Source organism: Streptomyces sp. AM25 (assembly GCF_058146165.1).
This window is the reverse complement of record NZ_JBKIWN010000022.1, coordinates 48,387-64,131: the sequence shown is the minus strand read 5'-3', so window position 1 is coordinate 64,131 and position 15,745 is coordinate 48,387. Positions and strand designations below refer to the sequence as shown.

Below are 15,745 nucleotides of genomic sequence, written 5' to 3'. Positions count from 1 at the left end.
ATCTGCTCCCATGGCCATGAACTTTGCTCTCGACGTCGGACCCCTCAAGCCCGAGCCCGCACCGCTCGTCCTCGGGCTGGTGTGCTTCTTCCTCGTCTTCGCCCTGATGGCGAAGGTGATCCTGCCCCGGATCAACAAGGTCCTCGCCGAGCGCGAGCAGGCCACCGACGGCCGCTTCGAGGAGGCGGAGGAGACCCGCGCCGAGGCCGCGCGGGTGCACGAGGAGTACCAGGCGCTGCTGGCCGAGGCCCGGCACGAGGCCGCCCGGCTGCGCCAGGAGTCCCTCGAGCAGGGCAACGCGATCATCGCGGAGCTGCGGGCCGAGGGCCAGCGCCAGCGCGAGGAGATCATCGCTGCGGGCCACGCGGTGATCGACGCGGAGCGCGCGGTCGCCGAGGCGGAGCTGCGCGAGCAGGTGGGTGTGCTGGCGGCGCAGCTGGCGGGCAAGGTCGTCGGCGAGCCGGTCGAGGACTTCGCGCGCGAGAGCGGGGTCGTGGACCGGTTCATGGAGGAGCTGCGCACCGCGAAGGCGGCCGATGCGGAGGCGCGCGACTGACGTCGCGCACTGGGCAAGGCTTCATTGCGGGAGGCCCCGCACCCCTTTGTTCGGGGGTGCGGGGCCTCTCCCGTTGTCTGCGGGCCGTCGGTGGCTGATCGCGCCCACGCGGCGGAGCCGCATGATGTAACAGCCCCGCGCCCCTTCGGGGCGCGGCCCGCCTAGCCGGCCCGGCGGATCCGCAGTGCCCTCCTCAAGTCGTCCAGTTGGTCGATCAGCTTCCGGCGCAGCGCCGGCGCGGGGTCCGCGTCCCGCAGGCACTGCTCTCCCAGGCGTACCGTCTCCTCCTCGACCAGCGTCAGCGGGAACGCGTGGCGTCCCGCCGCCTCCGCGAGGGCCGCGCCGCGGCGGGTGGCGAGGGACACCGCTGCCGGGTAGTAGCGGGCCCTGAACGGGCGTACGAGGTCGAGCTGTTCGGGCTGCCAGAAGCCCTGGGCGGTGGCCGCGAACAGATAGTTGGACAGGTCGTCCGTGGCGAACATGGCCTGCCAGGCCGCCTCCTTGGCGGCCTGGTCCGGCAACGCCGCCCGGCAGCGCGCAGCGCCCTCGTGGCCGGTGGCGCTGGGGTCGCGGGCGAGTTCGGCGTCGATCCCGGCCGGGGTGAGGTCGCCGAGCACGGCGAGGCGGGTGAGGATGCGCCAGCGCAGCTCGGGGTCGAGAACGGGGCCGCCGGGCACGGTGTCCGCGGCGAGCCACTCGCGCAGGGCGTCGGGGCGCAGCGCGCCGGCGATCAGGGTGCGGACGGCCGTCAGCCGCACGCCGGCATGGGTGGTGCGCTCCAGCAGGTCGCGGCTGAGGGCGCGCAACCCGGCGAGCGCGTCCGGGCGTTCGTCCGCGGGGAGGTACAGATCCGCGATCTGGGTGCGGGCGAAGGCGAGGACGCCCTGGACGATCGCGTTGTCGTGCTCGCGCGGCAGATGGGCGCGGGCGGCGCGGAGGTAGGCCGCGGGGGCGAGTTCGCCGTCGCGGACCATGTCGCGGGCCGCGTTCCAGACGACGGCGCGGCTGAGGGCGCCGGGCAGCCCGGACAGGGCCTCCAGGGCGGTGTCCCAGGAGCCGGGGTCGAGCCGGACCTTGGCGTAGGTGAGGTCGCCGTCGTTGAGCAGGAGCAGGTCGGGCCTGCGGCCGGGGTGGGTGACGGTCTCGCCGGGCAGGTCGGCCTCGACGGGCGTGCGGGGCACGAGCCGCCCGGGGTCGGCGGGGTCGTGGTCGTAGAGGCCGACGGTGATGCGGTGCGGGCGGCCGCCGTCGTGGCGGACGGCGAGGCGCCAGTGGCCGTCCTCCTCGGTGACGTCGGGCGTGAGGGTGTCGACGCCCGTGGTGCGCAGCCAGCTGCGGGCCCAGCCGTGGACGTCGCGGTCGGTGGCGCGGGCGAGGGAGTCGAGGAAGTCGGCGAGGGTGGCGTTGCCGAAGCGGTGCCGCGTGAAGTGGTCGTTGATGCCGGCGAGGAACTCCTTCTCACCCAGCCAGGCGGCGAGTTGGCGCAGCGCGCTGGCGCCCTTGGCGTAGGAGATGCCGTCGAAGTTGGTGAGCGCGGAGGCCGTGTCGGGGACGGCGTCGGGGTCCGGGGCGACGGGGTGGGTGGAGGGGCGCTGGTCGGCGTCGTAGCCCCAGCCCTTGCGGGAGATGCCGAATTCGGTCCAGGTGTCCGGGAAGTCGCCGGTCTCGACGAGGGTCTGGTAGCCCATGTACTCGGCGAAGGACTCGTTGAGCCAGATGTCGTCCCACCACTTCAGCGTGACGAGGTCGCCGAACCACATGTGGGCCATTTCGTGGGCGATGACCATCGCGCGGGTCTGGCGCTCGGTGTCGGTGACGGCGGAGCGGAAGACGAACTCGTCGCGGAAGGTGACCAGTCCGGGGTTCTCCATGGCCCCGGCGTTGAACTCGGGGACGAAGGCCTGGTCGTAGGAGTCGAAGGGGTACGGCTCGGTGAACTTCTCGTGGTAACGGTCGTAGCAGTGGCGGGTGATGCCGAGGATCTCCTCGGCATCGGCGTCCAGGTGGGCGGCGAGGGAGCGGCGGCAGTGGATGCCGAAGGGCAGTCCGGCGTGCTCGGTGCGGACGGAGTGCCAGGGGCCTGCGGCGACGGCGACGAGGTAGGTGCTGACGGGCGGGGTGGGGGCGAGCTCCCAGCGGCCGTCGCCGGCCGGGCGGGCGATGCCGTTGCCGAGGACGGTCCAGTGCGGCGGGGCCGTCACGGCGAGTTCGAAGACGGCCTTGAGGTCGGGCTGGTCGAAGGCGGCGAAGACGCGCTGCACGTCCTCCATGAACAGCTGGGTGTAGGCGTAGGTCTCGCCGTCGGCCGGGTCGGTGAAGCGGTGCATGCCCTCGCCCGTGCGGGAGTAGCGCATGTCCGCTTCGACGCGGAGTTCGTGCTCGCCCGCGGTGAGGGTGAGCGGGAGGCGGTTGTCGTCGAGGGCGGCGGGGTCGAGGGCCTGCCCGTCGAGGGTGGCGCGGTGCAGGGCGGCGGGCTTGAGTTCGACGAAGGTGGTGCCGGCGGTGCGGGCGGTGAAGCGGATGACGGTGGTGGAGCCGAAGGTCTCACCGGGGGTGAGGTCCAAGTCGATGCGGTAGTGGTGAACGTCGAGGAGGGCGGCTCGGGTCTGCGCTTCGTCGCGCGTCAGTACGGGCATGTGGCTCAGCTTGCCGCATGGTTCCCGCGCCCCGTAAGGAGCGCGGGAACCTGCGCGACCGGCCGGAGACGGCCCGCAGCCGACGCACCGCCCTGGGGTCCGGGGCTTCCTCTGCGGGCGCATCGTGGCCGATCGCGCAGTTCCCCGTGCCCCTTACGGGCGTGGCCTACGCCCGCGCGATGTGCTCGTGGTGCCGAATCACCTCGGCGATGATGAAGTTGAGGAACTTCTCCGCGAAAGCGGGATCCAGCTTGGCGTTCTCCGCGAGCTCGCGCAGCCGCGCGATCTGCCGGGCCTCGCGGGCGGGATCGGCGGGCGGCATCCTGTGGGCGGCCTTCAGGTGACCGACCTGCTGGGTGGCTTTGAAGCGCTCGGCGAGCATGTGGATCACTGCGGCGTCGATGTTGTCGATGCTGTCGCGCAGACGGTTCAGCTCGGCGCGGACGGACGCGTCCAGGGCGGGGGCGTTGGCGGCACTGTCGTTCATACGACCCCAGCCTAGGCGGAACGCGATGATCCGGCCGCACTCTCCCGGGCGCGGAAGCGGACGGGAGCGGTGCCGACACGGCGCGTGAAGAGGCGGCTGAAGTAGGCGGGGTCGTCGTAGCCGACGCGCCGGGCGACGGCGGCGACGGGCAGTTCGGTGGCGGCGAGCAGTTCCTTGGCGCGGCCCAGGCGGATGCCCAGGAGGTAGTCCTTGGGGCCGCACCCGGCGCCGCGGCGGACGGCGGAGCGCAGTTCGGCGGGGGTCATGCCGTGCCGGGCGGCGTGCTGGGCGACGGACAGCGGCAGGAAGGCGTCGCGGGCCAGGGCCTGCAGCACGGGGTCGTCCGCGGTGTCGCCGGCGTCCGCGTCGGCGCGGGCGCGGCGCAGGGCCACCAGGAGCTCGTGGACGCCCGCGGAGGTCTCGATCTCCAGCAGGGGGTTGCCTCGGCGGGCGGCGCGGGCGATGCGGGCGACGGCGGCGCGCGGGCCGACGGCGTCGGCGAGGGGCACGACGGGGCGGTCGGGCTCGATGCAGCCGAGTTCGGTGTAGGCGGCGACGGCGGGGCCGGTGAAGCCGACGAAGGCCTCGTCCCATCCGCCGCCGGGCGCGGCGCCGTAGTGGTGCGGCACGCCGGGGACGAGCCACAGGAGGGCGGGGGCGGCGACGGGGTGGGTACGGCCGTCGGGGGTGCGGCACCAGCCGGTCCCGGCGCCGATGACGACGGCCACGTGGTGGCCGAGGGTGCGGGGGCCGACGGCGGGCAGGGCGCCGTGCTGCAGGCCGACGCCGAGACAGACCAGGCCGAGCCGGTGATGGACCGGTCCGGGGGTGAGGTACCGCATCCATGTGTGATGCACGCGCCAGATCTTCGTACACGGGTTCCCTCCCCCGCCAGAGGGCGGCGGAGCGGGGGAGGCGGCGGGTGCGCGACGGGACCTCGTCCCGCTGGCCACCGGCCGATGACGGTGACCAACGGGACGGGTTCCTGGACGGATCCCTGTGCAGATGTCTTGCCCGAATCGATGCACGGTGAAGCCAACGGGGGTGAACTACACGGCGGCCGGCGCCGGTTCGCGCTCCGGGAGCGGGGCGGCCTCGTCCTCCGCGGTCCCCGGTTCCGGTCCGGGCAGCCGGTCCGGCAGGGCCGCGATGGCGGCGGAGCCCATCATGACGAGGGCGAAGCTCCACAGGCCCATGGTGACGATGATGCTCACGTGCAGGGCGACGTCCAGGACGAAGGCCGTGCGCCGCCAGCGGGTCGAGCTGAGCAGGAAGACCGCGATGACGATCTCGATGATGATCGCGCCCCAGGTCATCCCGGCCTCGATGAGGGAGTTGTCCGACATCCACAGCAGCAGGGGCTTGAGCGGGCCGGCCACGCCGAAGAGCGGGCTGCGCAGGACGTAGAACTCGGCGGAGCCGTTGAGCCAGTCCGGGACGCCCCACTTGCTCACGCCACTCTGCATGTAGAGGATCGCGAGCTGCAGCCGCACGGCGAGGAACGCCGCGAAGGCGATGCCGCGGGCGGTCGGGCCGATCGGGGTGGCGGGCCGGGACCAGTGCCAGGTGCGGTCGTCGGCGAGGCCGAGCGGGACGATCAGCAGGCAGACGATGCGGGCGATGGACTCGCCGCCGTCGGGGAGCGAGATGCTCACGCCGATGGAGAAGGTGATCCAGGCGTGCGGGATCACGGTCCAGCGGGGCCGCCAGCCGGAGGCGACGAGCAGCAGCAGGGCCACCATGATCCAGCGACGCCACTCCTGGCCGACGTCGTGGCCGCCGAGGCAGTAGGCGGAGACGGCGCGGATGCTGCCGCACTGGGGGGCGCGGACCTGGTCGATGACCGGCGGCATCAGGTAGGCGGGCGGGGTGAGGGCGAGGGTGACGGCGTGGGCGAGGGCGATGAGGGTGCGTCCCCAGCCGAACCAGACGCTGCGCGGGTCGAAGGTGCGGGCCAGCCGCTCGAGGGTCTTCATCACCTGCCCTCCTTGCCGCAACCGACCTTCACGTGGACCGAGTCCAGGATCCGGCTGGTGTCGGAGGTGAAGTGCCGGTAGGCCCAGGGGGTCGGCTTCTCCTGTGCGAGGAGGAGGTCACCGCAGAGGGTCGGCGTGGGCGAGTCGTTGTGGATGGCCTTCACGGGCTGCCGGAATCCGCTCCGGAGGCACACCTGGAGGTCGACGGCCTTGCACGGGTGCCAGGCGGTCACCTGGGCGGCGAGGGCGGCCATTTCGGGGCCCTGGGCGCGCTGTTTGCGCGTGAGGCCGAACAGGTTGGAGGGCTTCACCTGGGGCGTGTCGAGGACGTCGGTGTAGTCGCCCTCGTGGGCGCGGTAGGCGTAGACGTCGACGCTCTGCGGGCTCTTGGTGAAGAAGGCCCAGCCCTGGGGAGCGGTGATGGTGAAGACGTTCTTCACCCCGCCCATCCACGACCGGGTCAGGACGTTGCCCGGCATGGACAGGAAGACGGTCAGCAAGATGAAGGCGGCGAGGACGGCGGTCGCCGCCCTGAAAGCCCGTCGGCAGGCGAGGGCGTCGGTGTCTGGGGCGCTCATCCGGTTTCCTCCGCGGCGTCGGGCGCTCGTTCACAGGTGTGCGCTGGGGCCGGAGTCCCGGGACTCCGGCCCCAGCGCGTTCATCGGGTCAAGCCGTGATCAGCTGAGCAAGTGCGCCCGGATCAGAAGGACTTGGCCACGGAGGCGGCAACGGCCTCCTGGGAGAAGGCGGACGTGTCGCCGTGGTGCGCGTAGGCGACGACGGCCACCACACCGACCTCGGCGACGGCGGCGACCGTGGTGGCCACCGTGCCGGTCTGGACGATGGCCTGCTGGGTCCAGACCCACCAGGAGCCGTTCGGGCTCATCTTGGCGTTGTTGCTCTTGGCGAGGGTCTGGACGTCCTCCGAGTAGGCGGACAGCGCAGCCTGCACCTTGTAGGGGTTGTGGCTCTGCAGGCCCTCGGTCACCACGGCGTGGTAGTCGGGGTCGATCCTGTTGAGGGCGGTGGTCAGCTCGGCCGTGGTCTTCGCGTCGGCCGGCTGGCTCTTCTCACCGAGGTTCTTGACGGTCTCGGGGTGCTCGGCAGCGATCTTGCCCGAGCCGAAGGCGAGCAGAGCGGTGACGTCGGTGTCGCTGTAGGCCGCCGCGTGGTGCGCGGGGGAGGCCGCCAGAGCGGGACCGACGCCGGCGCCCAGGCCGAGCACGGCCACCGCGCCCGCGGCTACTGCATAACGCAGGGAAGTGCGCATGATAAAGCCCCTTCAGGGTTCTCAGTGATAGCGGAAAGACGGGCGCGGACATACTCGATAAGCCCCCGTCAAGAACGGACGCTGCAGTCGTTCGGCGCCGTTCGACAGAAGAGACACTAGGAACCCGGAAACCCTTTGCACAGGGGCTCGATCTTGTCTCGGGTGGTAGACACAGCACATGACCCGTGAGTATGTGACGACGATGAGCAGACGCTACTCATGGCTGGCTCCGGCCAGCCTCTGGAATCTTGCCGCGCCCTTGATACCGGCGCCCGCCCGAAGGCCCCAGGGCGGCGGCACGGCTCGCATCGACGACGAGTCCGTCTTCGCCGCCATCGCCTATGTGACGGTGACGGATTCGCCCTGGAGAGAGCTCCCGCCGGTCTTCGGCGTCTCCTGGCAGACCGCGCACCGAAGATTCAGACAGTGGGCGGAGGCCGGGCTGTGGAGAGAGCTCCACGAGCTGGCCGCCGCCCACGGCACGGACGCGGCGGAGCAAATATGGGCGGAAAAGCTGCGAAGCGCCTCGGAAAACACCCGGAACTCGGAATTAAGAATTCCGGGTCCCCGTTCGACTGTCCACCACCGGAGACAAGAGAAAAATTAAAGCACAGGCAAAGCATCGGCCGCCGGAAAACGGGCCTGAACAGCACGACGGGGGAGCCGTCCGGGCATCACCCGGACGACTCCCCCGTTGTATTCTTTTGTCGCTGCTAACGCTCGTAGAGCTCGCGGCGCTGTTTGTCGTTCAGCTCGCGCTCGTCCGCCCGCTTGAGCATCGCGACATGGCCGCCGCTCTTGCACCAGCCGATGCGCCGCGGGCCGAGGCGGATGGTCGTCACGGAGGCGCCGGAGACCCAGTTGGCCCAGAAGACATGGCCCTTGCTGCACATGACAGGGGTGTCAGCCATTGCGTGTGTGTCCTTCTGTTCGGTGGATCCGGGGACGGCCCTACGAGTCGAGGAGCCGTTCGCTGTTGAAGAGGGCGGCCAGGGCTGCCACCAGGAGCAGGGCGGCGCAGAGGCATCCGCCGACGTACGACCAGGCGAAGACGCGGTAGGCGCCCGGCTTGACGGTCGTGAAGACCACGGCGACCAGGGCGGGCAGGACGCCCGCCAGCCGGACGGGCCCGCCGTTGAGCCCGGCCGTGACCTTCAGCCAGGAGGGGTGCACGAAGGCGACGAAGGCGATCAGCGCGGCCGCCCACAGCATCGACCCCAGCGGGATGAGCAGCACGGTCGCGACGTACTCGCCCGTCATGTGGACCACGCTCCCCCCGGCGGTGACGACCGCGGTCGCCAGCCCCAGGTAGACGCCGGCCAGCACGGCCCAGGCGAGGAGGGAGAACGCGAACGTCGCCGAGACGTAGCCGAAGAAGATCGTGCCGGGCCGCAGGGAGGTGGCCAGCAGCCCCTCGACCACTCCCCCGGAGACGTCCGGCCCCAGGATGGAGCGGCTGACGGACAGGCTGATCAACGCGGCGCCGATGGCGAGGAGTTCGGGCGCGGCGAGCAGGGCCGTGGCCATCGCCGCGTCGGCGGTGCTGCCGTGGCCGTCGCCGATGCGCACGGCCCCCGACGTCGGCAGGGGCACGGAACCGTGCACCGCACCGGGGAACACCCGGGGCAGCACGAGCAGCAGCAGGACGATCGCCACGGCCACGGCGGCCGGGACGGCGAGGGCCTGGCGGCCCTGCTGCGCCCAGGCGCGGGCGGCGAGAGCGCGGGTCAGGCGGCGGGAGTTCATCGGTGCTCCTCCAGGATTCCGCGCAGGACCGCGTCCGCGTCGACGGAGATCCGGTCGATGGCGAGGACGGTGACACCCGCCGCCACGGCCGCGGCGACGAGGGCGCCGATCGTCGTGCCCTCCGGGACGTCGATGCGGACGCGCCCTTCCTCCAGCGGGACGGACGGGGCGACGTCCTCGGGCCAGGCCCCCTCGCAGTGCACCGCGTAGGCGTCGGCGTCGGCGGCGAGCAGGTCGTTGCGGACGGACAGTGCGCCGTCCTTGAGGACCAGGACCTCCGAGGCGATGCTGAGCGCCTCGGGCAGGTTGTGCGTGGAGTACAGCACCGTGCGGGTCCGGGACCAGGTGCGGATGAGGTCGCGCACCTGGGCGGAGGTGACCGGGTCCAGCCCGGTCAGCGGCTCGTCCAGCAGCAGCACCGACGGGTCGCCCAGGGTCGCCCGGGCCAGGTCCACCCGCTGCAGCTGACCCCGGCTCAGCCGGCCGGCGCGGCGCTCCCACAGCGGGTCGAGGTCGAAGGTCTCGCGCGCCGTGGCCAGCCGCTCGGCGCGCACCGCCGGGTCGGCGCAGTGCAGCGCGGCCCAGAACTCCAGGTTGCGGCGGACCGTCAGGTCCGTGGAGACCGCGGCCCGGTGGCCCAGGTAGGCCACCCCGTCCTTCGCCTCGGGGCGGGCGGCGAGGTCGGCGCCGCCGACCAGGACCCGGCCGGAGAGCGGGGCGAGGATGCCGGCCATGGCCCGCATCAGGGTCGTCTTGCCCGCCCCGTTCCGGCCGAGCAGTGCGTAGACGCCCGTGGAGAGAGCGACGTCGACCGGACCGAGGGCCGGTCGCCCCCGGTAGCCGGCGCGCACTCCCTCCAGTGCGAGCGAAGCCATTCCGCCTCCTTGCTAGCTGTTATATGAAACATAGAACAGCTACACACGCGCGTCCACCCCCAACTGGACCGCACCAATCGGGTGTTCTATGTTTCCTGGAACAGATCAGACCTGGAGGCGGGGATGCTCATCCCACTCGCGCTCAGCAGCGAGGTGCCGATCTACCAGCAGATCCGCGACCGGGTCGTCGAGGGGATCGCGTCCGGCACCCTGCCCGCCGGATCCTCGCTGCCGTCCACCCGTGCCCTGGCAGCGGATTGCGGCGTCAACTTCCATACGGTCAACAAGGCCTACGACCAGCTGCGCCAGGAAGGCCTGCTGCAACTGACCCGCAAGCACGGCGCGGTCGTCGCCCGGGACCACAACACCGGCCCGCCGCAGCCCGGTTTCACCGACGACTGGCGGTCCAGGGCGCACACGCTCCTGGCCGAGGCCAGGGCGCAGGGACTGACCACCGAAGAGATCACCGCCCTGTGCACCGGGCTGCTGGAGGACTTCGCGGCCGGTGCGGCCGGGGAGCCCGGCCCGCCCGGCGCGGGGGAAAGGCAAGGCACCGCATGACCGCGCTGGTCCTCGTCCAGGTCGCCGCGCTGCTGCTGCTCACCGGGATGGCCTGGGCCACGCCCGCGCTCGCGCAGCCCACCCTGCCGTTCGGGGTACGGATACCCGGCGACCGGGCCGGCGAGCCGGTCATCGCCGCGGCCGTCCGGCGCTACCGCGCGCAGGTCCTGCTCGGCGGGCTCGCGACCGCCGCCGCGGCCACCGCCGGCACTCTGCTCGCGGGGCGCTCGGCCCTCGCCCTCGCCGTCGTCCCGCCCTGCGCCGTCACCGCCGCGATCGCCCTGTGCTGGGCCGTCTACTACCGCGCGCACCGCACGGTCGCCGCCGCCAAGGCGGAGCACGGCTGGTTCGACCGGGTGCCGCAGGGCATCGCCGTCGACACCGCCCTGCGGACCGACCCCGAGCGCTACCCCTGGGCCTGGGCCCTCCCCGCCGCCGCGGTCACCGCCGGCACGGCCGTGCTCGGCGCGGTGCGCTACCCGGACCTGCCGGCGACCCTGGTCACGCACTGGGACGGCAGCGGACGGGCCGACGGACGGGCCGCCACCACCGTCCTCACCGCGTTCACCCCGGTGCTGCTCCAGGCCGCCGTCGGGGCGCTGCTGGCCGGCTCCGCCGTCGTCGCCCTGCGCAGCCGCCAGTCCCTCGACGCCGAGCATCCGCGGGCCTCCGCCGCCCAGCACCGCGGCTTCGTCCGCTGGACCGCGCGCGGACTGCTCGTCCTGGCGGCCTTCGTGAACCTGTCCCTGCTGGGCACGGCGCTGACGATGTGGGGGCTGCTCGGCCACTCCACCGCGCAGGACGCCGCGCTGACCGGCCTGCCCGTGCTGCTCGGCGCCGTGGTCGTCGTGTTCATCGCGGTGCGCACCGGGGCGCAGGGCAGCCGGCTCACGGTCGACGGCCCCGGCGGCCCGGACCGGGCGGCGGTGTCGAACCGGGACGACGACCGTTACTGGAAGGCGGGCGTCCTCTACGTCAACCGTGACGACCCCTCGGTCTTCGTGCCCAAGCGCTTCGGCATCGGCTGGACCCTCAACTTCGGCAGCCGCGGGGGCCGGTTGGTGATGATCCTGATCCTGGTCGGGGTGCTGGCGGCCGTGCTGCTGGTCAACTGAGCCGGCGGGCGACCTCCTGCAGCGCCGCCCCCGCTCCTCCGACGATCGGGTCCCCGTGCCCGAAGCACGCGGTCTCCACGCCGAGTGCGGCCTGCCGCCGGAAGGACGCGAGCATCTGCTCGTGGTCGACGTTGAAGACACCGGGCATCAGCTGCTGGACGTTGGCGATGGTGTCACCGGTGAACAGCACGCCGGAGGACGGCAGATGCAGGGCGATGCTGCCCGGTGTGTGGCCCGGGACGTGGACGACGCGGACCTCCTCGCCCCAGTCGAGGGTGTCGCCGTCGACGAGTTCCACGTCGACGGGGCAGGGCGGGGCCGCGTGCGGGATCGGGTGGCTCGCCTGCACGGCCTCGAACACCGGTACCTCCCAGTCCTGCAGGACGGCCGCGGGCCCGGGCGCGTCGCCGCGGACGACGGCCGCGTCCGCGGCACCGGCCAGCACGCGGGCGCCGGTGGCGGCGACGAGGTCGGCGGCGGAGCCGGTGTGGTCGACGTGGGCGTGGGTCAGCACGATGTCGCGCAGCTCGCCGCCCAGGGCGCCGAGGGCGCCGAGGATCTCGTCGGCGTACCCGGGCAGGCCGGCGTCGACCAGGGCTCGGCCGCCGTCGGGAAGGGCCAGGGCGTAGGCCTGGCCCACGGGGAATCGGAGCATGGTGATGCGGTCGGTGACGGGGGTGATGTCCATGGGGTGACGTTATGCGTCGTCGTTCAACTGCGGGCCGTCGTGGGCTGGTCGCGCCCACGCGGCGGAGCCGCATAGTGCAGCACAGCCGACCCGCACGTGCTCACCCCCGCAAACTCCGGTCGACCGGAAAGACGGCCGTCACCTGCCAGCCCCCCTCCGGCGCCGGCCCCGCGCCCAGTCGGCCGCCCATCGCCTTGGCGCGCTCGGCCAGCCCGATCAGCCCGAACCCCCCGCCCAGCGCCTGCTCCGAGAGCGGCGCCGCATGCTTGCCGTCGTCGGCGACGCGCAGCTCCACCCCCTCCGCGACCCCCCGCACCCCGATGCGCACGGCAGTGGCGTCGGCGGCGTGCTTGCGGATGTTGGTCAGGGCCTCGCGGACGATGCGGTGCACGCCCGCGGCGACCTCCGCGGGGAGCCAGGTCTCCATGCCCTGTTCGATGTAGAGGGCGACGGGCGGGCCGGTGCGGGTGAACGAGTCGGCCAGTTCGCGGACCTCGGGCAGGCCCGCGACGGGCTCGGTCTCGGCCTCGCCCTCGCGCAGCACGCCCACCAGGCGGCGCATCGCGCTGAGCGCCTCGCTCGCGGAGGTCTCGATGCGCTCGAACGCCCGGGCGGCGGCGTCGCCGTCGAGGGAGGTGAAGCGGGCGGCCTGGGCCTGGACGGCGATGCCGGTGACGTGGTGCGCGACGAGGTCGTGCAGTTCCCGCGCGAGCTCCAGGCGTTCGGCGGTCCGCACGGCCGCCATGTCGCGCAGGCGCTGCGCGGCCTGGCCGCGCAGCAGCAGCGAATAGCCGCCGACGACGGCGGTCAGGGTGCCGAACACCACCGTGAACCGGGCCGGGTTGAGGTCGCGCATGGGCGCGGCGACTGCGGCGAGCGCGAGCAGCGGCCCGAGGACCGCGGCGACGCGGACGGCGCAGCGCTGGACGACGGCGGTCAGCAGGACGAGCAGGGCGATGTCCTCGCCCGCGCCCCAGACGATGCCCGGGTGGGTGCCGGTCATCAGGACGGCGGAGGTGGTGAGCGAGACGGAGACGGCGACGGAGGCCCGCACCTCCAGCGGGATCCAGCCGTAGGGCACGGCGCACAGGCAGACGGCCACGCCGGCGGCGAGCACCATGGCGTGCGGCGCGCTGGGCTGCCGGGCCAGGACGGCGCCCTCGAAGGCGACGATGCCGAGCAGGAAGAGGCCGAAGGCGGCCTTGGCCAGGGCGGCCCGCCGGGGGTGCCGGGCCGCCCACCCGGCCCATCTGGTCACGTTCCGCCCGAGGCCAGTCCGCTCTCCCAGGCCCAGGCGGCGATCTCGACCCGGTTCCGGGCGTCGAGCTTCATCTGCACGTTGGCCAGGTGGGTCTTGACCGTGGACAGGGAGACGAACAGTTCGGCGGCGATCTCGGCGTTCGTCGCGCCGCGCGCCAGGCAGCGCACGACGTCGGCCTCGCGGTCGGTGAGCGGCTCGGAGGGCTGCCGGGCGGTGCTCGGCGAGCCGGCGGGGGCCATGTCGCGCAGCAGCCGAACGGTGATCGCGGGCGAGATGAGGGAGTCGCCGACGGCGGCGGCGTGGACGGCCTCGACGAGCATCGCGGGGCTGGCGTCCTTGAGCAGGAAGCCGGAGGCGCCGTTGCGCAGTGCGGTGTGCACGTACTCGTCCAGGTCGAAGGTGGTGACGATGACGATCCGGGGGCGCTGGGTGCGGTCGGGATCGGAGGAGGCGGAGAGCCGGCGGGTGACCTCCAGGCCGTCGAGCTTGGGCATCCGGATGTCGAGGAGCAGCACGTCGGGCCGGTACCGCTCGACGGCCTCCAGGGCCGCCTCGCCGTCCACGACGTCGGCCACGACCTCGATGTCGGGCTGGCTCTCCAGGATCATCCGGAAGCCGGTACGGACCATCTCCTGGTCGTCCGCGATGACCACCGTGATCGCCATGCTGTCCTCGTCCCTGCGTCCTGGGTCGTGTACGGTCCCGCGCCGTGCCGGGCCGTGTCCTGTCATGTCACCGGGGGTGTCCGCGGGCCGCAACCGCAGTGCGCCGCGGCCGTGCGGCGGGGGTCAGGGGGCCGTCACGCGTCCTGCTGCCCGCCGTCGGCCTGCGTCTGCCGGGCCCGGTTGCGGCGCACCACGAGGCGCCGGACGCCGTAGGCCCCGCCGCCGAGGGCGAGGAGTGCGGCGCCGCCCGCGAGGGCGGGCCTGCCGATGTCGTGCTGCCGGCCCTTGATGACCTCGCCCGCGTCGACGACGCGCTTGACGGGGTTGGCGGACAGCTCGTGGTGCCGGCTGTGGCGGTGCGCGGCGGGCTGGTGCGCGTGGTGTCCGGTGCCGGCCGCGTGGTCCGGGGTGTGGCGCAGGGAGCCGGAGGCGAAGTCGTAGTAGTTCGTCTCGCGGGCCCCGTCGAGCTGGGCGCGCAGCGTGGGGCGCGCGGAGTCGCCGCCGATGATCCGCAGGTGGAGCCGGTCGAGGTCGGCCGAGGGGCGGGTGGCGTCGAGGGTGCGGGCCGGGCGGCCGGCGGAGGTGACGGTCACGCTCGTGCCGTCGCCGCCGGTGTGCAGCCGGGCCCGGCTGCCGTCGGGGAGCTGCACCTGGTGGACGGTGGCCGGGTGGCCGTGGCGGGTGTCCTTGTCCGCCGCGGAGGCCGTGGCCGCCGGCCCGGCCAGGGCGGCAGCGGCCGCGCCGATGACCGCGGCGGCGGCGATGCGGGACTTCACGGACACGGGGGTGCCTTTCCTTCAGGTGCGTCGAGGACGGCTGGTACCCCCCTACGTTACGGACCTTTACCCTCCGCACACCTCGACTGTCCGACCATTCCCGGCTCGGCCGAAAGGATGATCCGTGCTCGTCCGGGTCATCCCGAGGTCGCGCGGACGGGTTACCCGGGCGGGGTTGCGGCGGCTGGGCCGTCCGGGTAGCCCGGGCCCGTAAAGTGGAAGGGCAGCGGTGGGGCGGGCGCGATGCACGGGGGTGGTCACGCGTGGGGACGGACATCGAGATCCAGCACGGTTTCCCGCACCTGGAGACCGTGCGGTCGGCCATCACCGCGCTGTACAAACGGCTCTCCCCGGATACCGTGCGCACCTTCGACGCGAGCGTGCTGCCCTTCGAAGTGTCCTTCTCCGACGACGAGGACCCCTATCTGGGCGTCCAGCGCGTCGCGGGCGTCATGGTGCGGCACCTGCGGCTGCCCGACGCGCGGATGATCGTCAGCTTCAAGGAGATGCGGCACGCGGGCAGCATCGAACTGGCCGCCGGTCCCGAGTACTTCATCGAGCTCAACCCCCGCTTCAAGACCCACCGCCGGGACATCGGCGCGGCGCTCGCGCACGAGGTGATGCACGTCTATCTGCACCGGCTCGGCCTGGAGTTCGCGGGCACCCGCGACAACGAGATCCTCACGGACACGGCGTCCGCCTACCTCGGGGCCGGGTGGCTGCTGCTGGACGCGTACCGCGAGTCGTCGGTCTCCACGCAGAAGCTGGGCTATCTCACACCGGAGGAGTTCGGCTACGTGCTCGCCAAGCGGGCGCAGGCGTTCGGGGAGGACCCGGCGCCGTGGTTCACCAGCCCGCAGGCGTACGAGGCGTACACGGCCGGGGCCGCGCGGGCGCGCGAGGACGAACGGCAGCCGCCGCTCGCCGCCGCGGGGCGGTGGGGGCGGCACCGCTACACGCGCGACCGGCGCGCGGGCACGGCGCACGCGGGCTACGCCTTCGAGGGGCGCGACCCGGTGCGGGTCACGTTCCCGTGCCCGACGTGCCACCAGCGGATCCGGGTACCGGTCGCGGGGCGCGTGCGGGCGCGGTGCGGGCTGTGCGGGTCGGTGCTGGAGTGCGAGACGTGACAG

The 15,745-nt window shown here is 73.0% G+C and carries 18 protein-coding genes; 5 read left to right on the top strand and 13 right to left on the bottom strand.

The window, feature by feature from the left end; all coding sequences use genetic code 11:
* Positions 1-10 precede the first annotated feature (10 nt).
* Complete coding sequence (locus ACLHRZ_RS27495; protein WP_490421229.1) at positions 11-556, top strand: F0F1 ATP synthase subunit B; 546 nt, start codon at positions 11-13, stop codon at positions 554-556.
* 161 nt (positions 557-717) lie between these two features.
* On the opposite strand, the gene pepN is transcribed toward ACLHRZ_RS27495, so the two are convergent.
* The 6 genes from pepN to ACLHRZ_RS27465 form a co-directional block, all read right to left on the bottom strand.
* The gene (gene pepN / locus ACLHRZ_RS27490; protein WP_490421228.1) at positions 718-3,192 is read right to left on the bottom strand and encodes an aminopeptidase N; all 2,475 of its coding nucleotides are present in this window, start codon (positions 3,190-3,192) and stop codon (positions 718-720) included.
* A 166-nt stretch (positions 3,193-3,358) separates the two neighbouring features.
* Positions 3,359-3,679 (bottom strand): chorismate mutase, encoded by a 321-nt coding sequence (locus ACLHRZ_RS27485; RefSeq protein WP_490421227.1) that lies wholly within the window; start codon positions 3,677-3,679, stop codon positions 3,359-3,361.
* Between the two features lie 11 nt (positions 3,680-3,690).
* Positions 3,691-4,536 carry an AraC family transcriptional regulator gene (locus ACLHRZ_RS27480; protein ID WP_490421226.1) on the bottom strand — a complete coding sequence of 282 codons (846 nt, stop codon included), beginning with the start codon at positions 4,534-4,536 and terminating at the stop codon, positions 3,691-3,693.
* A 192-nt stretch (positions 4,537-4,728) separates the two neighbouring features.
* The gene (locus ACLHRZ_RS27475; RefSeq protein ID WP_490421225.1) at positions 4,729-5,655 is read right to left on the bottom strand and encodes a sporulation-delaying protein SdpB family protein; all 927 of its coding nucleotides are present in this window, start codon (positions 5,653-5,655) and stop codon (positions 4,729-4,731) included.
* The gene (locus ACLHRZ_RS27470; RefSeq protein WP_490421224.1) at positions 5,655-6,233 is read right to left on the bottom strand and encodes an SdpA family antimicrobial peptide system protein; all 579 of its coding nucleotides are present in this window, start codon (positions 6,231-6,233) and stop codon (positions 5,655-5,657) included. Before ACLHRZ_RS27470 ends, ACLHRZ_RS27475 begins: the two co-directional genes overlap by 1 nt.
* 122 nt (positions 6,234-6,355) lie before the next feature.
* Positions 6,356-6,925, bottom strand: coding sequence for a sporulation delaying protein family toxin (locus ACLHRZ_RS27465; protein ID WP_490421223.1), 570 nt, complete (start codon positions 6,923-6,925; stop codon positions 6,356-6,358).
* 178 nt (positions 6,926-7,103) lie between these two features.
* On the opposite strand from ACLHRZ_RS27465, the gene ACLHRZ_RS27460 reads away from it, so the two are divergent.
* A complete protein-coding gene (locus ACLHRZ_RS27460; RefSeq protein WP_490421222.1) occupies positions 7,104-7,532 on the top strand; it encodes a transposase in 429 nt (142 codons plus the stop codon).
* Between the two features lie 106 nt (positions 7,533-7,638).
* On the opposite strand, the gene ACLHRZ_RS27455 is transcribed toward ACLHRZ_RS27460, so the two are convergent.
* Genes ACLHRZ_RS27455 through ACLHRZ_RS27445 form a run of 3 tightly spaced genes read right to left on the bottom strand, consistent with a single transcriptional unit; the run spans position 7,639 to position 9,546 of the window.
* Positions 7,639-7,836 (bottom strand): hypothetical protein, encoded by a 198-nt coding sequence (locus ACLHRZ_RS27455; RefSeq protein WP_490421221.1) that lies wholly within the window; start codon positions 7,834-7,836, stop codon positions 7,639-7,641.
* Positions 7,837-7,876: 40 nt separating this feature from the next.
* Entirely contained in the window at positions 7,877-8,671 is a 795-nt protein-coding gene (locus tag ACLHRZ_RS27450) for a hypothetical protein (RefSeq protein WP_490421220.1), read from the bottom strand.
* Positions 8,668-9,546, bottom strand: coding sequence for an ABC transporter ATP-binding protein (locus ACLHRZ_RS27445; protein WP_490421219.1), 879 nt, complete (start codon positions 9,544-9,546; stop codon positions 8,668-8,670). The genes ACLHRZ_RS27450 and ACLHRZ_RS27445 overlap by 4 nt, the downstream gene beginning before the upstream one ends.
* Positions 9,547-9,669: 123 nt before the next feature.
* Here ACLHRZ_RS27445 and ACLHRZ_RS27440 point away from each other — a divergent pair, with 123 nt between their 5' ends.
* Both ACLHRZ_RS27440 and ACLHRZ_RS27435 read left to right on the top strand, forming a co-directional pair.
* A complete protein-coding gene (locus ACLHRZ_RS27440) occupies positions 9,670-10,107 on the top strand; it encodes a GntR family transcriptional regulator (protein ID WP_490421218.1) in 438 nt (145 codons plus the stop codon).
* Complete coding sequence (locus ACLHRZ_RS27435; protein ID WP_490421217.1) at positions 10,104-11,222, top strand: DUF1648 domain-containing protein; 1,119 nt, start codon at positions 10,104-10,106, stop codon at positions 11,220-11,222. The genes ACLHRZ_RS27440 and ACLHRZ_RS27435 overlap by 4 nt, the downstream gene beginning before the upstream one ends.
* Here ACLHRZ_RS27435 and ACLHRZ_RS27430 read toward each other — a convergent pair.
* The 4 genes from ACLHRZ_RS27430 to ACLHRZ_RS27415 all read right to left on the bottom strand — a co-directional run bounded on the left by ACLHRZ_RS27430 (position 11,215) and on the right by ACLHRZ_RS27415 (position 14,618).
* A complete protein-coding gene (locus ACLHRZ_RS27430; protein ID WP_490421216.1) occupies positions 11,215-11,910 on the bottom strand; it encodes an MBL fold metallo-hydrolase in 696 nt (231 codons plus the stop codon). The two genes, ACLHRZ_RS27435 and ACLHRZ_RS27430, sit on opposite strands and share 8 nt — an antisense overlap.
* 100 nt (positions 11,911-12,010) lie before the next feature.
* Positions 12,011-13,168: a sensor histidine kinase gene (locus tag ACLHRZ_RS27425; protein ID WP_490421215.1), complete on the bottom strand. Its 1,158-nt coding sequence runs from the start codon at positions 13,166-13,168 to the stop codon at positions 12,011-12,013.
* Positions 13,165-13,836 (bottom strand): response regulator, encoded by a 672-nt coding sequence (locus ACLHRZ_RS27420; RefSeq protein WP_490421214.1) that lies wholly within the window; start codon positions 13,834-13,836, stop codon positions 13,165-13,167. Before ACLHRZ_RS27420 ends, ACLHRZ_RS27425 begins: the two co-directional genes overlap by 4 nt.
* A 134-nt stretch (positions 13,837-13,970) precedes the next feature.
* Positions 13,971-14,618, bottom strand: a complete 648-nt coding sequence (locus ACLHRZ_RS27415; RefSeq protein WP_490421213.1) for a hypothetical protein — start codon at positions 14,616-14,618, stop codon at positions 13,971-13,973.
* Between the two features lie 257 nt (positions 14,619-14,875).
* Here ACLHRZ_RS27415 and ACLHRZ_RS27410 point away from each other — a divergent pair, with 257 nt between their 5' ends.
* A complete protein-coding gene (locus tag ACLHRZ_RS27410) occupies positions 14,876-15,742 on the top strand; it encodes a hypothetical protein (RefSeq protein ID WP_490421212.1) in 867 nt (288 codons plus the stop codon).
* The last annotated feature ends 3 nt before the right edge of the window (positions 15,743-15,745 follow it).

Bases quoted from the DNA above. Each gene is read 5' to 3' on its own strand.
- pepN (WP_490421228.1), bottom strand. From the start codon at position 3,192: ATGCCCGTACTGACGCGCGACGAAGCGCAGACCCGAGCCGCCCTCCTC.
- ACLHRZ_RS27420 (WP_490421214.1), bottom strand. From the start codon at position 13,836: ATGGCGATCACGGTGGTCATCGCGGACGACCAGGAGATGGTCCGTACC.
- ACLHRZ_RS27455 (WP_490421221.1), bottom strand. From the start codon at position 7,836: ATGGCTGACACCCCTGTCATGTGCAGCAAGGGCCATGTCTTCTGGGCC.
- ACLHRZ_RS27450 (WP_490421220.1), bottom strand. From the start codon at position 8,671: ATGAACTCCCGCCGCCTGACCCGCGCTCTCGCCGCCCGCGCCTGGGCG.
- ACLHRZ_RS27495 (WP_490421229.1), top strand. From the start codon at position 11: ATGGCCATGAACTTTGCTCTCGACGTCGGACCCCTCAAGCCCGAGCCC.
- ACLHRZ_RS27440 (WP_490421218.1), top strand. From the start codon at position 9,670: ATGCTCATCCCACTCGCGCTCAGCAGCGAGGTGCCGATCTACCAGCAG.
- ACLHRZ_RS27470 (WP_490421224.1), bottom strand. From the start codon at position 6,233: ATGAGCGCCCCAGACACCGACGCCCTCGCCTGCCGACGGGCTTTCAGG.
- ACLHRZ_RS27460 (WP_490421222.1), top strand. From the start codon at position 7,104: ATGACCCGTGAGTATGTGACGACGATGAGCAGACGCTACTCATGGCTG.
- ACLHRZ_RS27475 (WP_490421225.1), bottom strand. From the start codon at position 5,655: ATGAAGACCCTCGAGCGGCTGGCCCGCACCTTCGACCCGCGCAGCGTC.
- ACLHRZ_RS27465 (WP_490421223.1), bottom strand. From the start codon at position 6,925: ATGCGCACTTCCCTGCGTTATGCAGTAGCCGCGGGCGCGGTGGCCGTG.
- ACLHRZ_RS27445 (WP_490421219.1), bottom strand. From the start codon at position 9,546: ATGGCTTCGCTCGCACTGGAGGGAGTGCGCGCCGGCTACCGGGGGCGA.
- ACLHRZ_RS27435 (WP_490421217.1), top strand. From the start codon at position 10,104: ATGACCGCGCTGGTCCTCGTCCAGGTCGCCGCGCTGCTGCTGCTCACC.
- ACLHRZ_RS27485 (WP_490421227.1), bottom strand. From the start codon at position 3,679: ATGAACGACAGTGCCGCCAACGCCCCCGCCCTGGACGCGTCCGTCCGC.
- ACLHRZ_RS27430 (WP_490421216.1), bottom strand. From the start codon at position 11,910: ATGGACATCACCCCCGTCACCGACCGCATCACCATGCTCCGATTCCCC.